The 15,068-nt window shown below is 43.3% G+C and carries 13 protein-coding genes; 12 read left to right on the top strand and 1 reads right to left on the bottom strand.

Annotated elements, in window-relative coordinates; all coding sequences use genetic code 11:
* Nucleotides 1-53: 53 nt before the first annotated feature.
* The 6 genes from pyrD to rmf all read left to right on the top strand — a co-directional run bounded on the left by pyrD (nt 54) and on the right by rmf (nt 7,543).
* On the top strand, nt 54-1,061 hold the full coding sequence (gene pyrD / locus JK130_RS07970) for a quinone-dependent dihydroorotate dehydrogenase (protein WP_218353788.1): 1,008 nt from the start codon (nt 54-56) through the stop codon (nt 1,059-1,061).
* A gap of 42 nt (nt 1,062-1,103) precedes the next feature.
* Nucleotides 1,104-3,206 carry a bifunctional 23S rRNA (guanine(2069)-N(7))-methyltransferase RlmK/23S rRNA (guanine(2445)-N(2))-methyltransferase RlmL gene (gene rlmKL, locus JK130_RS07965; protein WP_218353787.1) on the top strand — a complete coding sequence of 701 codons (2,103 nt, stop codon included), beginning with the start codon at nt 1,104-1,106 and terminating at the stop codon, nt 3,204-3,206.
* The gene (locus JK130_RS07960) at nt 3,197-3,424 is read left to right on the top strand and encodes a glutaredoxin family protein (RefSeq protein ID WP_218353786.1); all 228 of its coding nucleotides are present in this window, start codon (nt 3,197-3,199) and stop codon (nt 3,422-3,424) included. The genes rlmKL and JK130_RS07960 overlap by 10 nt, the downstream gene beginning before the upstream one ends.
* Nucleotides 3,421-5,361, top strand: a complete 1,941-nt coding sequence (gene uup / locus JK130_RS07955) for an ATP-binding cassette ATPase Uup (RefSeq protein WP_218353785.1) — start codon at nt 3,421-3,423, stop codon at nt 5,359-5,361. Before JK130_RS07960 ends, uup begins: the two co-directional genes overlap by 4 nt.
* Nucleotides 5,362-5,373: 12 nt before the next feature.
* Nucleotides 5,374-7,065, top strand: a complete 1,692-nt coding sequence (locus JK130_RS07950) for a DUF3466 family protein (RefSeq protein WP_218353784.1) — start codon at nt 5,374-5,376, stop codon at nt 7,063-7,065.
* Between the two features lie 301 nt (nt 7,066-7,366).
* Nucleotides 7,367-7,543 (top strand): ribosome modulation factor, encoded by a 177-nt coding sequence (gene rmf, locus JK130_RS07945; RefSeq protein ID WP_218353783.1) that lies wholly within the window; start codon nt 7,367-7,369, stop codon nt 7,541-7,543.
* Nucleotides 7,544-7,593: 50 nt separating this feature from the next.
* Here rmf and fabA read toward each other — a convergent pair whose 3' ends face one another.
* Entirely contained in the window at nt 7,594-8,112 is a 519-nt protein-coding gene (gene fabA / locus JK130_RS07940; protein ID WP_218353782.1) for a bifunctional 3-hydroxydecanoyl-ACP dehydratase/trans-2-decenoyl-ACP isomerase, read from the bottom strand.
* A gap of 133 nt (nt 8,113-8,245) precedes the next feature.
* Between fabA and JK130_RS07935 the strand changes: the two genes are divergently transcribed.
* From JK130_RS07935 to JK130_RS07910, 6 genes are all read left to right on the top strand, one after another.
* Complete coding sequence (locus tag JK130_RS07935) at nt 8,246-8,506, top strand: hypothetical protein (RefSeq protein ID WP_218353781.1); 261 nt, start codon at nt 8,246-8,248, stop codon at nt 8,504-8,506.
* 250 nt (nt 8,507-8,756) lie between these two features.
* Nucleotides 8,757-10,184, top strand: a complete 1,428-nt coding sequence (locus tag JK130_RS07930; protein WP_218353780.1) for a cryptochrome/photolyase family protein — start codon at nt 8,757-8,759, stop codon at nt 10,182-10,184.
* Between the two features lie 2 nt (nt 10,185-10,186).
* Nucleotides 10,187-11,731: a cryptochrome/photolyase family protein gene (locus JK130_RS07925; protein WP_218353779.1), complete on the top strand. Its 1,545-nt coding sequence runs from the start codon at nt 10,187-10,189 to the stop codon at nt 11,729-11,731.
* Nucleotides 11,718-11,852, top strand: a complete 135-nt coding sequence (locus JK130_RS07920; protein WP_218353778.1) for a DUF2256 domain-containing protein — start codon at nt 11,718-11,720, stop codon at nt 11,850-11,852. The genes JK130_RS07925 and JK130_RS07920 overlap by 14 nt, the downstream gene beginning before the upstream one ends.
* A gap of 79 nt (nt 11,853-11,931) precedes the next feature.
* Nucleotides 11,932-12,969, top strand: a complete 1,038-nt coding sequence (locus tag JK130_RS07915; RefSeq protein ID WP_218353777.1) for an L-dopachrome tautomerase-related protein — start codon at nt 11,932-11,934, stop codon at nt 12,967-12,969.
* Between the two features lie 254 nt (nt 12,970-13,223).
* Nucleotides 13,224-14,933, top strand: a complete 1,710-nt coding sequence (locus JK130_RS07910; RefSeq protein WP_218353776.1) for a hypothetical protein — start codon at nt 13,224-13,226, stop codon at nt 14,931-14,933.
* The last annotated feature ends 135 nt before the right edge of the window (nt 14,934-15,068 follow it).

Raw genomic sequence — 15,068 nt, 5'->3', positions numbered from 1 at the left:
AATTCGCAGAAATATAAGCCCTGTCTGACAGGGCTTTTTTATAAGTACTTGTTATGTCCTCCATTGCTCAGAAACTCCTGTTAAAATGCGACCCGGAAAGCAGTCACGATTTTGCTATGAAGTGGCTTAACCGCACTCAACATACTCCCGTGGCCAGACTGTACAAAGAAAAGACCATTGATAAGCCTTTAACAGTGGCAGGGGTAAACTTTGCTAATCCTGTAGGGCTTGCCGCCGGCCTGGATAAAAACGGAGACTGTATTGATGCGTTTGCTTCAATGGGGTTTGGTTCTATTGAAATCGGTACAGTTACGCCGAAGCCGCAACCGGGCAATGCTAAGCCCCGACTGTTCCGTATCGAAGAAAAGCAGTCAATTATCAATCGGATGGGTTTTAACAACAAAGGTGTCGATTATCTGGTAGAAAATGTTAAAAACGCGCGTTTTAAAGGCGTAATTGGAATCAATATTGGTAAAAATAAAGATACCCCAGACACTAACGCCATCGACGATTATCTTATTTGCCTGAACAAGGTTTACCCTTATGCAAGCTATATCACCGTAAACATATCTTCGCCTAACACGCCCGGACTACGGAACCTTCAGTACGGCGCGGCTCTCGACGGCTTGTTGAACGGGTTAAAACAAGCCCAGGATAAGCTTTGTCAGACCCACGGGAAATATGTACCGTTGTTTATCAAGATTGCCCCGGATTTAAATGATGAGCAAATTCAAAGCATCGCGGGCTCATTAATACACAGCAAAATGGATGGTGTTATTGCCACCAACACTACGCTAAGTCGGGAGGCGGTTAAAGACCTGCCAAATGGCACTGAAGCCGGCGGTTTAAGCGGGTCGGTGATGACTACAATGGCACTTGAAATAACCCGGAAATTGTCAGTTGCATTAGATCGCGCGCTGCCTATTATTGGGGTAGGCGGTATTGATAGCCCGCTCGCCGCTCAGCAGCGACTTGATGCGGGGGCCTCATTGGTGCAGGTATATACCGGGTTTATCTATCAGGGGCCCGAATTAGTTCGCAAAATAGCGAAAGCAATCTAACTTAACGTTGGGAGCTCTTGCTCCAGACAGGTAAACTTTTTCATGAACAAAATTCTTGTTACCACAAGCCGCGGACTAGATGAATTACTTAAACAAGAGATACTTTTGCTGTGTCCTGATGTGGACATCTCACTAACGCCAGGCATGCTAAGCTTTGAAGGCACTCTTGAGCAGGCGTATACACTTTGCCTGTGGTCCCGGCTTGCGAACCGGGTAATCTGGCAGCTGGCTTACGGAAAATGCGACAGTGCTGAGGCATTATATGAGACGGCCGACAATATTGACTGGCCTTCACATATGAAATCTAACCAGACACTGGGCGTTCATTTTGTCGGTACTAACAGAGTAATAAAAAATACCCAGTTTGGTGCGGTAAAAATCAAAGATGCGATTGTTGATCAGTTTACTCGACAAAGCAGTCAGCGACCTTCTGTAGAGCGGCGTCAGCCAGATATTCCTGTTTATGCAAAGTGCCATCGTGACCACGTGGCAATTGGTATTGACTTATCGGGTAATAGCCTGCATCAGCGCGCCTACCGGCAACAAACGGGTGAAGCACCGCTCAAAGAGCATATTGCCTGTGCCATGCTTATGCGGTCGGGTTGGACTGCAAATACAGCGCTACCGCTGGTTGATACTATGTGCGGCTCAGGGACTATAGCCATCGAAGCCGCTTACATTGCCCGCAACATCGCCCCGGGTATCAAACGAGCATACTGGGGGTTTAATCGTTGGTTACAGCATAACAACGAGTTGTGGGAAGCATTAGTTGATAAAGCGCTGGAGGCGCAACAACCGCCGCAGAACAACATTTACGCAAGTGATGTAAGCCGCCGCCTGGTGGCTATGGCCAGAACGAATGCTGATGAAGCGGGTGTATTTAGCGATATTCAATTTTCAGTACAAGATGCGACCAAAGGGGCGCCGCCGGTAAAACAAAAAGGATATATGGTATCAAACCCGCCTTATGGCGAGCGCTTAGGCGAACTCACCGATCTGATACCTTTATTTTCGGCCTGGGGTAAGCATTTGAAAACAGCCTGGAAAGGCTGGCAAATTACACTGCTTTCCAGTAATCGTGACTTGTTGCGAGTATTAAAACTGCGTGCCGCCAAAGACTATGCTATGAACAATGGCAAGCTTGAGTGCCGTTTGGTAAATTATCAGCTTGATGAAGCCAATTGTGAGCAATTCTCAGAAGAGGTGCAAAATCACGAGTTTGCGAATCGCCTGAAGAAAAATCTCAAAAAACTAAAGCCTTGGCTAAAGCAGCAAAATACCCAGTGCTATCGTATCTACGATGCCGATTTGCCGGATTACAATGTTGCCATTGACCGCTACGATGACTGGTTAGTAGTACAGGAGTACGCGCCGCCCAAAGACATCTCTGAAGACAAAGCCCGCCGCCGGCTGCAAGAAGTACTGTTACACCTTCCTGCTGTGACGGGCGTGCCTGCTTCACAAATTTCACTAAAGGTACGAACGCGCCAAAAGGGTACGTCGCAATACGAAAAACTTGCTCAGCAGGGGGTCACCAAAACGGTACAGGAAAACGACGCACTGTTTGAAGTTAACCTGACTGACTACCTGGATACCGGGCTGTTTTTAGATCATCGTGACACTCGCCAGCGTATAAAAGCGATGGCGAAAAATAAAGATGTACTAAATTTGTTTGCCTATACCGGTAGTGTTTCGGTGTTCGCTGCTTTAGGTGGGGCGCGTTCGGTATGTACTGTAGATATGTCAAAAACGTATATCGAATGGGCTAAGCGTAACTTTACCCTGAATCGTCTTAATGGCCCTTATGCTTTTGTACAGGCAGATTGCACAACCTGGTTAGAAAGTCATAGTGGCATGTACGATTTGATTTTTATAGACCCGCCGTCGTTTTCTAATTCAAAACGAATGCAGTCGACCTGGGATGTACAGCGTGACCATGTTGCACTTATTACGCAGGCAGAAAAATGCCTGAAGCCAGGTGGCACAATTATTTTTTCTAATAATAAACGGGGCTTTAAACTAGATACTGATGCGATAAAAGCACTTGAATTAAGTGCTGAAGATTTAAGCAAGCAAACGATTCCGCAAGACTTTGCCCGGCATAGTAATATACATAAATGCTGGCAGTTAACAAAATGCAATTAGTCCTGTATACCGGGCCAGGCTGCGACCTGTGTGATGTTGCTTACAGTATGGTAATGCAGGCACCTTTAAACTGTCAGATCGTCAGGCGAAACGTGCGCGATGATTTAGCGTTATATCATCGCTACGGCGCCAAAATTCCGGTATTAGAACGAGTTGACTCGCAGGCGCAGTTAAGTTGGCCTTTTACGCAAAATGAACTGGAGTCCTTTTTACAATGAGCATTTTGCAGCTAAAAAATATTACGGTTATCTACGGGGATCCACCGTTGTTAGATGGGGTTGAGCTAGTGGTTCAGCCTGGTGAACGTGTATGTCTTGTTGGACGTAACGGCAGTGGAAAATCGACTTTAATGAAGGTTATTGCCGGGGATGTTATCGCCGATGATGGCCAGCGTATTGTTGACAGTAAAACTATCATCGCAAGACTTGAACAAGATCCGCCCCAAACAACCGATATCACGTTATACAATTATGTCGCTGAAGGGTTAGCCGATGTTGGCAAAATAATTCAAAATTTTCACCGACAAACACAGGTTGTTACCGAAGACCCTAGCGACAAAAATCTGGCTCGACTTGAGGCCTTGCAAGCCGAGTTAGATGCAAGAGACGCATGGCAGGCCGAACAGCAGATAGCTCAAACACTGACCATGTTAAAGTTGGATCCTGACGTTTCTTTATCCACTTTATCGGGAGGCTGGCGTCGTAAAGCCGCGCTGGCCCGAGCCTTGGTGCGCTCTCCTGATTTGCTGTTATTGGATGAGCCTACCAACCACCTTGATATCGAAATGATCAGATGGTTAGAGCAAAGCCTGAAGAACTTTCAGGGCGCTATTGTCTTTGTAAGCCATGACCGGGCATTTATTCGGGCTATGGCAACGCGTATTGTGGATTTAGATCGGGGGGGGCTTACCAGCTATCCTGGCAATTACGACAGCTATCTTGAGAAAAAACAGCAGGATTTAGAAATAGAGTCGGCCCACAATGCCGAGTTTGACCGCAAACTTGCTTTGGAAGAAACATGGATACGCCAGGGAATAAAAGCCCGGCGAACGCGTAATGAAGGTCGCGTCAGAGCACTGAAAAAACTGCGTGAAGAACGTAAAGCCCGGCGTTCGGTACAAGGTAACGTAGCGGTGAGTCAGCATCAGGGAAGCCGCTCTGGAAAAATGGTCTTTGAAGTTGAAAGTTTAAGCTACAGTATTGAACAAAAACCTATAGTCAAAGGTTTGGATTTACATGTTTTGCGCGGCGATAAACTGGCCCTTATCGGCCCCAACGGCAGTGGTAAAAGTACACTGATTCGATTACTGCTGGGACAGCTTGAAGCTGATGAAGGTCAGGTTCGCAGGGGGACTAACCTTGAAGTTGCCTACTTTGACCAGCACCGGTTTGGGCTAGACTTAGAACAAACCGTTATCGATGCTGTAGGCGATGGCAAACGCGATCTAACCGTTAACGGCCATCCCCGTCATGTTATTAGTTATCTTCAGGATTATCTGTTTGAGCCTGAGCGGGTAAACGCGCCGGTCAAGTCACTTTCTGGTGGTGAAAAAAACCGCTTAATGCTGGCAAAACTCATGCTACAGCCCAGCAATGTATTGGTGCTAGATGAGCCAACTAACGACTTAGATGTAGAAACGCTGGAGATGCTCGAAACGCTTCTGGCAAACTATGCCGGCACCCTTTTACTGGTTAGTCATGACCGTGAATTTGTCGATAACGTGGCTAATTTGTGCCTGGTATTTGAAGGCGAAGGTAAGTTGCAGGAATTTGTCGGTGGTTTCTCAGACATCGCCCAATGGTATGCAGAGCAGGAAAAGGCCCGGATAAAAGAAGAAAAAAACGCCCAGGTTCAGCAATCAAGTGAAACTAAAAGCGCTGACAACAGTCCTAAGTCAAAGTCTTCTCCTCGAAAGACGAAAAAGTTATCATACAAAGATCAGCGAGAGCTTGAATCTTTGCCACTAGATATAGAACGTTTAGAAGCACAATTAGCAGAAGCTCAGGAAGTTGTGAACGCCCCTGATTTTTTTTCCAAAGAACAAGCGACAATCAGCGCTGCTTTAGAACATATGAACAATATAGAATCAACGCTCTCACAAAAGTATGCGCGTTGGGATGAACTTGAAAGCATGCTTAAAGATGCACAGCAGTAAAGTAGGACAGCAATGAAAAAAACACAGCTTGCCGCAGCCATTGTTTTGGCAACCAGTAGTATTACCGCGTGGGCAGAAAATTATACTGTTACACCTTTGCCAGTTTCAGAAAAAGCGCAAAACAGCTTTGCCAAGTCGATTGACAATACCGGTACCATGCTTACCACTGTATCGGGTGAATATAACCCCTTTATTAACGTGGGCTGGCTTAACGAAAAAGATTATTTTGAAACCAATGCCAGCTTTTTTGAAGATCCAGACGCTGCTGCTGCGGGAAATTTCACTACTGCCGATTATGAGCAGATTGTCAACTCACTACTGGTAAGCAGCCAGCGTAGTTCGACCGCGTTTCAGCATTTGGCGCAATTTCGTTCATATATCTCAGATACCGTCGACTCTGACTTGATTCCAGGTCTTGATGTACTTCGTGATGATGACAGCAATGGGTTTACGCAATCTGTACAAACGATTGCCCGAGACAGCTTAAACGCAAATTTCATCGTAGGTACTTCGCAGCTACCTTATGAGCGTGTCAATTTTGTTAACTCAGATGACGAAGAAGACTTTTATATTTTAAGTGAAGGACCGATTCAGGCATTTGCGCAAATAAATGGCGAGTCAGTTCGGTTACCTTCGCCCGACGATACATTAAATGGTTTCGCCACGGCCTATGCGGTGAATAATAATTTTCAGGTAGCAGGGTACAGTACTGTAGGCTTTTCGGAGTCGCGCCTGGAAGACATTGAAGAATGTATGAATGACGAAACCCGTGGCGATAAAATCATCGAAAAATGTTTGCAAGAAATTGTTTATATTTCAGGTTTAAGTTCAACTGGTTTTCCGTTAAGAGACTCCTCACAGATTCGGCCCACTATCTGGCAGCTTGATGCCTCTGGAAACCTACTTAGTACCACCACATTTCCGCTTCTTTTTGAGCCTGATGAAGATCAGTTGAATATTGCCTATGCGGGTTACGCTCAGGCAATTAACAACCAGGGTATTGCAGTAGGGCGAACCACAACTGAAGGTCGCGAAACCGTGGCTGTTTCTTTTGTTAACAATCAGACAATTGAAATGCTACCTCGTGATGAAAATCAGGTGAGTAGCGCCGTTGCGATTAATGATGATAATTGGGTTACCGGCTATGTACAGCGTGCACCTAATGGTATTTCAAGAAAGCGGTTGTTTGCTTATAACTTAGACAGCGAAGAAAGTTACTATCCCGACGGGTTTTATACAAACTCGCCCACAGAAGGTAAAGCAATAAACAACAATAATATTGTGGTGGGTGTTTCAGAGTCTGAACCTGCTCGTAATACCACAGCTGCGCAGCAACGAGCGTTTATGTACACGCTGGGTGATGAAGATATTGTTGACCTTAACTCTTTGATAAGTTGTGACAGCGATTACACGTTGGTCGATGCCATTGACATTAACGATAATAATGAAATTATTGCTAATGCACTGTTTAAACAGACAATTCGAAATATTGACGGAACGGTTGTGCTAGATGACAATGGCGATGAAGTCGTCGAGGAAGTCATTCAAGCGGTTAAGCTCACTCCCAACGGCAATACTGAGCCTCGAGATTGCGATGTCGACACAGACGATGATGATAATTTTGAACGTAGTGGCGCGGCGGTTTCCTGGGGAATTCTTGGGTTTCTGGCTGGCGTTGTAGGCTGGCGTCGTATTCGACACTAATGGTCAAGCTAAGATGAAAAACCATGCTTATGCGTGGTTTTTTTGTGCCCAAAATAAATAGCGAACACAATTATGTGAAGAAATAACGGGTTAAATAATAAATTTTTGTTAAATTAAATATTGATAAAAATCAGATTGTTGAGATTTGTCAATAATAATTAAACTTAAAAAAACTTGAACCTATCCTTATTGTTAGCTATCAAAGATAGGTGCGGTTTGAAAATAACCTGCGAACGACAAATTTTGCTTCGTAGTGTTTTATTTTTGCATGCGCACATAAACTGACAAAAGAGGCTAATCGATGAAACGACAAAAAAGAGATAAATTGACTCGTGCCCATTCAAAAGGGTATCAGGCTGGAATCAGCGGTCGCTCTAAAGAAAACTGTCCATTTCAATCTTTTGATACAAGGTCCCACTGGCTAGGAGGTTGGCGAGAAGCGGTAGGCGATCGACAGGAAGGTCTGTCGGTGAGGTAAAACTCTCTTTGATGTTGAAACAAGCCCCGTCAATAGCGGGGCTTTATAGTTTAGAAGTTCGAAGTATCCTGAAACAAACCCACTTTCAAATCTTTTGCCGAGTAAATTTCGCGACCATCCACCTCGACCACGCCATCAGCCTGGCCCATAAACAATTTTCGTTTAATCACACGTTTCATCGTAATACGATATGTTACTTTTTTAGCGGTAGGCAATATTTGGCCGGTAAATTTGACTTCACCTACACCCAATGCCCGTCCCTTGCCCGGGCCGCCGCTCCAACCAAGGTAAAATCCAACCAACTGCCACATAGCATCCAGGCCTAAACAACCGGGCATAACCGGATCACCTGGAAAATGGCACTTGAAAAACCAAAGTTCAGGATTAATATCCAACTCGGCTATCATTTCACCTTTACCGTGGGCACCGCCATCTTCTGTGATAGATACAATACGATCCATCATTAGCATGTTCGGTGCCGGCAATTGGGCATTCCCAGGGCCGAACAGCTCACCCTGACTACAGGCCAGTAATTCATCGCGATTATAGCTATTTTGCTTGTCAGACATATAATTTCTTCTACATTGAAATATCAGCGTCATAATTTAGCGAACACTTGTACGCTAAACAACTCCGAACAGTGATTTAATGCAATATTTTTCACATGCTACACTGGGCTATCACCTATTTTTTAGGAAAATTATGACAAAAAAGAAAAAATTTAACCCCTACGCCAATGCTGAAAAACAACGCCGCTTTCGTGACAAACAGCATAACGAGGGTAAAAAAATGGTGCGTGGCTATGTAAGTCCCGAAGCTATGCAGTGTTACGAGGAACTTCGGGAAAAAACAGGGTGGAACGACAATGATATGGTAAGTAATGCGATACGGTTGATGTACGCATCGTATAAGTGTGGGCAGGTAAAATTGTTAAACGAATGGCTTAAAGACCACAACCGGTAAGCACAACGTTTTGTTATAGAGCGCATAGTAACAATTCGTTTAGCATCGCTTTAACATTATGATTTTCTCGACATGACCATAATGACTCTGTGACTGATTTGGCCTTTTTGGTTTATCCCCGATAGGTGCAGACAAAAAACCGAACCCTGAATATCTATGTTGTAATGATCTGGCTTTTAGGTCTTTGTTTAGATCAAATAATGCGATTTTACGTATATGTGCAGAACAAAAATTTAAAACAGAGGTGTGTGTGACAGTACCTGTGAGCCTGATGTGGTTTAGAAATGACCTGCGCGTTAAAGATAATCCGGCTTTAAATGCCGCCTGCGACGAAGGTAAGATAATTCCGGTCTTTATTTACGATAGCGCAGCGCCCGATGACCATAAGCCGGGTGGCGCCTCACAATGGTGGTTGCATCAATCATTGCAAAGTCTTAATGAACGCCTGAATGGCCATTTGCAAATCTTTAAAGGGGCTGCGCAAGAATTGATTCCACATTTGCTTGAACAGTTTGGCGTCGAACGTATTTTCTGGAATCGTTGTTACGAACCCTGGCCAATTGAACGAGATAAAAAGCTTAAGAAACAACTTAAAGAAAATGACATAAAGGTAAAAAGTTTCAACGCAAGCCTGCTGTGGGAGCCCGGCAATATTAAAAATCAAAGTGGAGACCCTTACAAGGTATTCACTCCCTACTATAAAAAGGGATGTTTAAATCAACCTGAACCGCGTTACCCAAAGGCCCCGCCAGCGCGTATTACTTATGCCGAAGTAGAAGATAAAGGCGATGGCTTAGAATCATTGCAGCTTTTACCCTCAATTAACTGGTACGCTGGCATTGAAGAAGAATGGCGTCCAGGCGAAGAAGGCGCAGCAGATCGCTTAAGCGAGTTTTTATCTGAGCCAGCTAATCACTATCAAGAAGAACGAGATATCCCTTCGGTTGAAGGTACTTCAAAGCTTTCTGCGCATCTGCACTGGGGCGAAATATCGCCTAATCAAATATGGTATGCCATTAAAGGCAAATTTGGCGACCAGGAAAATAAAGATATTGAAACTTTTCTTAGCGAGCTGGGATGGCGTGAATTTAGCTATTATATGCTTTATCACTTTCCGCACATTGTAGATGAAAACTTCAAAGAGAAGTTTAACCATTTCAATTGGCGATACAGTAAAAAGGAATTGAACGCCTGGCAGCAAGGCAAAACCGGTATTCCTATAGTAGATGCAGGAATGCGTCAGCTTTGGCAGAGCGGTTGGATGCACAATAGGGTAAGAATGATCGTCGGTTCTTTTCTAGTCAAAAACCTTTTAATGCACTGGAGCCAGGGCGAACAGTGGTTCTGGGATTGCCTGGTTGACGCGGATTTAGCGAGCAATACCGCTGGTTGGCAATGGGTTGCAGGTTCCGGCGCTGATGCCTCGCCGTATTTCCGGGTTTTTAATCCGGTATTACAAGGTGAGCGCTTTGATAAAGAAGGCGACTATGTAAGAACATTTTGTCCTGAACTTAAGGATATACCTAAAAAATATATTCACAAACCCTGGGATGCACCCGACGATGTGCTTCAAAAAGCAGGGGTTGCTCTGGGCGACCATTATCCTGAGCCGTTAGTTGATTTGAAAAAAAGTCGGCAGCGCGCACTTGATGCGTTTGATGAGATAAAAGGAAAGTAACAATGGGGGCTTCGCTAAGGCTTATTTTAGGAGACCAGCTCACACTGAGTTTGCCTATCATTCAGCAAGCGGATAAACAAAATGATGTCTTACTTTTAGCTGAAGTTAACGAAGAAGCAACATATGTAAAACATCATAAGAAAAAACTCGTTCTGTTATTTTCGGCGATGCGGCACTTTGCTCAGACATTAAAAGATGAGGGCTACGTAGTTCGTTACCGATACTTTGATGATGAAGACAATCAGGGCAGTTTGCTTAACGAAGTAAAGAAAACTCTGCAGGATAATGCTTCGTTACGACGCGTGTTAGTGACCGAACCTGGAGAATACCGACTTTTAAAAAGTATGCACCAATGGCCACAACAGCTTGGTACCTCTGTAGAGATTCTTGATGATCCCCGGTTTTATGCCAGCCTTGAAGACTTTAAGGAGTGGGCAAAAGCTCGAAAATCACTGCGTATGGAATTTTTTTATCGTGAAATGCGTAAAAAACACCAGATATTGATGGAGCAGGGCGAGCCCGCCGGTGGCAAGTGGAATTACGACGCCAGCAATCGCAAAGCCATGCCGGCGCATATCTACCCGCCTGAGCCTACAAAATTTGAACCTGATGCGATTACACAAGAGGTTATCAAGTTAGTAAAAAAATATTTTGATGATCACTTTGGCAATATAGGTTCATTTCACTATGCCGTTACGCGCGAACAGGCGCTGCAGGTACTTAATGAATTTATTGAACAGCGCTTACCTGATTTCGGCAAATATCAGGACGCAATGCGACACAATATGCCCTGGTTGTTTCATTCACACATTTCTTTTTATTTAAACTGTGGGTTACTAACTCCGCGAGAAGTAATTCAACAGGCCGAGTCTGCGTGGCATGCCGGCGAAGCTCCGTTAAATTCAGTTGAAGGTTTTATCCGGCAAATTCTGGGCTGGCGCGAATATGTTCGCGGCTTTTATTGGCATTCAATGCCGACGCTGCAAAACGATAATTTTTTCAATGCGAAGCGAGATTTGCCTGAGTTATTTTGGAGCGGTCATACTAATATGAACTGCTTACGCCAATGCATTCAAGACACTAAAAATCACGCTTATGCTCATCATATACAGCGTTTAATGGTGATTGGAAATTTTTCGCTACTGTGCGAATTATCCCCCAGGCAAGTTCAAAACTGGTTTTTATTAGTTTATGCCGATGCGTATGAATGGGTGGAGCTACCCAATGTTGCCGGTATGATTTTATATGCTGATGGCGGAAACCTGGCCAGTAAACCCTACATAGCCAGCGGAAGTTATATCAATAAGATGTCGGACTATTGCAAGAATTGCGGTTACAGTGTGACAAAAAAGACCGGCGAGGACGCGTGTCCGTTTAATTATTTATATTGGCGCTTTGTTGATTCTCACCACGATAAACTTAAACACAATCCGCGAATGGGCTTGGTTTTTAAAAGTTTTGAAAAAATGTCACAGCAAAAGATCGATACTGTGCGCAGTGATAGCGCCGCATTTTTAGACAAGCTCAGTAAAAATGAAGAAATCTGAGTTACCCTCTAAACTATGTCCTGTTTGTAAGCGCCCCTTTTTCTGGCGAAAAAAATGGGAAAAAAACTGGAGCGAAGTAAAGTATTGCTCAAAGCGCTGCTCGGGTAAACGCAATAAATAAAAAGGATAAACTGTGTTGAAGGCTAAAGAGAAGTTTGTATCGTAATGCTTAGTCTGACCTTTTTTATTATTAATTTAATATGACTCTAGCAAAATCTGTAGCATTGACCACTTCCTTACTTCTAACCACTGCTTTGTACGCCAAAGAGCCGCAGCAGGTTATCGATGTTAAAGGCACTCAAATTACCGGCATTTCAGTTAGCTCTGAGGGCAGAGTTTTTGTAAGCGCACCAAACTGGCGTGATGGCGTTAAGTTTGCGGTAGCAGAAGTTAGCACTGAAACAAAAAGCCTGACGCCGTTTCCTGATGATAATTACAATAGATGCGTAGCTGATAGCATTGTAAAAGACGACTGTTTTTTAGCTGTACAGTCAGTAATTGCGCATAACAATAAGTTATATGTATTAGATACGCGAAACCCAAAATTCAAGAAAGTGCAGGATGCCCCAAGAATCTTTGTAATAGATCTAGCGTCGAAAAATATTGAATCGGTATTGGAGTTATCCAAAAATGCGTATCATAAAGACTCATACATCAATGATTTACGTATTGATGATAAAACACAAAGAATATACCTGACCGATTCAAATCATCCTGGTTTGGTTGTTTATAATTTACAAGATGACAGCAGTTACCGGATTTTAAACGACCATACATTTACGCGAGCCGAAGTCGATACATTGGATATTGCGGGAAAACCTTTTAAGAATACTGTTCATTCTGATGGCATTGCACTGGATAGGGTGAATGACACGTTGTATTTTCATGCTTTAAGCGGATATTCACTTTACGCTATAAATACAAAAGATATAAAACATAACGTACCAAACAAAACAGAACAAGCTGTATGGAAGGTAGCTAAAACGGGCGCGCCAGATGGGATGATATATGCGGACAACGGAAACTTATATTTAGCAAACCTTGAAAAACAGACTATTGATTACCTGACCCCGGCTCACCAGCTCAGAACCCTGGTTAAAGGTGATAAAGTCAACTGGGCCGATACATTCAGTATTTTTGATGGTTACTTATATTACACAAACAGTAAAATTCAGGATGCAGGTAAAGATGTAAGTGATATGCACTTTGGCGTTTTTAAAGTGTTGCTACCAGAATAAGAGTTAATATTGTAAAGCCCCAGGTTGGGCTTTCTATTTAAGAATTTACGGCACCATACCTTCATAATATTAAACCATTAAGTGTCGCGTTGCGACACAAAGACCAGTTTCCAAAAAGGTATTTATTTATAAGTATTAACCTTAACGTAACTACAACTTAAGTACCAACCTTACTTAAATGTAATTGTCGGGTAAACCAGGCTGAGGAAAACACAGTAACCATTTTAGAGTAATAAATAATCTGGAGAAATTTTATGAGCAAAATCAGGTACGCGGGCATACTTAGTATAGCCGCCTTATTTAGCCCAATCGCTATGGCGCAAGTGCAGGGGTCTGTGTCCTTGGCAGGCCATTTCTTTACAAGTGTTCTGGCGGGGGTGATTATAGCCGTTGGGATACAGTTTTTACTTAGTAACCTGGCAGTGGCACTAGGAATAAGCGCAGTTGGTGATATTCGAGATAAGCAGGGTAATAGCAGTAGCTCATCAAATAATTCATCTCAATCATCATCAGACTCTTCAACGCCCGGCAGTATGGGGCAAAAAGTGGTGTCCGGGCTGGGATTATTCAGCACAATTACGATGTCTATTTCACTGTTTGTAGGCACCTGGTTAGCGCTTGATCTTGCTCAAAGTACGACAATCTTAAATGGTGCAATTACTGGGCTCATAATCTGGGCACTGTTCTTTATAGCTTGTCTTTATTTTGATATTAAATTTACAACAAGTATAACCGGGCGTTTATTCTCGTTCATTCAAACTGGCTTTAGCAAAACTGGCTCAGCTTTATCTAGCGTTTTCAGCTCGAACGGTCAGGCAAAACCTGAAGAATTTGCGCAGAAGACCGTTAAGGCAATCCATGATGAAATTCGTCAAGAATTTGATGTTTCGGAAATTGATAAGAAGATTAAAAGCTATATAGATAAAGCGACCTCTGACCATTCTCCTAAAGAGTTTCGTAAAGAAATCGAAAAGCTTATTCACGAAATCGAAATTGAAGAGCAGTATACGACCGATGATCCGGAAGCCGCACGCAAGTTAATTCTTGAAGTTGCAAACAAGCAGTCAAACGTTAGCGATAAAGATAAGAAAAAACTTTCAGAAGCAGTTAATCATACTAAAACTGCTATGCGAGAAGGTGACTCTAATCAGCAGAAAGCAACGTCTGCATTTGATAAATTAAGCCCTGGTAATGAAGAAGAAGGTCAGAAATACCGTCAGGCTGTATCAGATTATCTAGATGAAATGGGGCAGGACGAAGTATCTTCTGAACAAATAGAAAAAGATTTAGAAACGATTTTTGATGATCCTTCACAGTCTCAACAGGTACTTCGTCAACGCATGCAGAAAATCGACCGCAACACGATTAAAGCGGCGATTGCTTCACATAAAGATATGAATGAGCAAAAAGCAAATAAAATATTATCTGTTTTCGATAAGCTTGTGGGTAAAGCAAAGTCTGCTCAAAAATCTGACAATTCAGAGCAAAATGGCGGAAGTCAGACTGATAATCTGCCGGTAAAACGCAGCCGTGCCGAGACGCGTATCCAAGATTGGTTTAACCGGACCCAGCGCCCTGAATTAAGATATCGCAATCTTAAAGCTGATTTTATGGGTATTCTTGATGATCCTAAAATGGCGCCGGAAATTTTATCTAAACGAATTTCAAAAATGGACGAGAAAACAGTTCGTGCACTTTTGACCAACAATAACCAGTTAGATGAATCAGACATTGATGAGTATATGGCGAAGTATAATGAAGCGAAAGCAGAATTAACCGAACGCTTAGACTCCTTCCAAACTGAAGCGAAAAATCGTATTCAATCTTTAGAAGATATGGCTTTTGAGCAGTCAGAAGCTGTAAGAAAAACAGCAGCAAGCGCGGCTTGGTGGATATTTATATCTGCATTAGTGAGCGGCGGCTCAGCATTACTAGCCGGAGCATTAGCGAGTAATTTAATCTAACTACATCGGTCATTGTAATCGGATAAGCCCCGCATAGTCGGGGCTTTTTTGTGCCAATAAATTGTTAGCTTTAAAGTGCTAAAATTTATTCTACTAATTAGACGTGCGATTAATAGCGTGGTAGGTTAGATTTTA

This window comes from Alteromonas lipotrueiana, assembly GCF_019249245.1.
Classification (GTDB): domain Bacteria; phylum Pseudomonadota; class Gammaproteobacteria; order Enterobacterales; family Alteromonadaceae; genus Alteromonas; species Alteromonas lipotrueiana.
The sequence above is the reverse complement of the archived record's forward strand: the minus strand, read 5'-3'. Positions and strand labels throughout refer to the sequence as shown.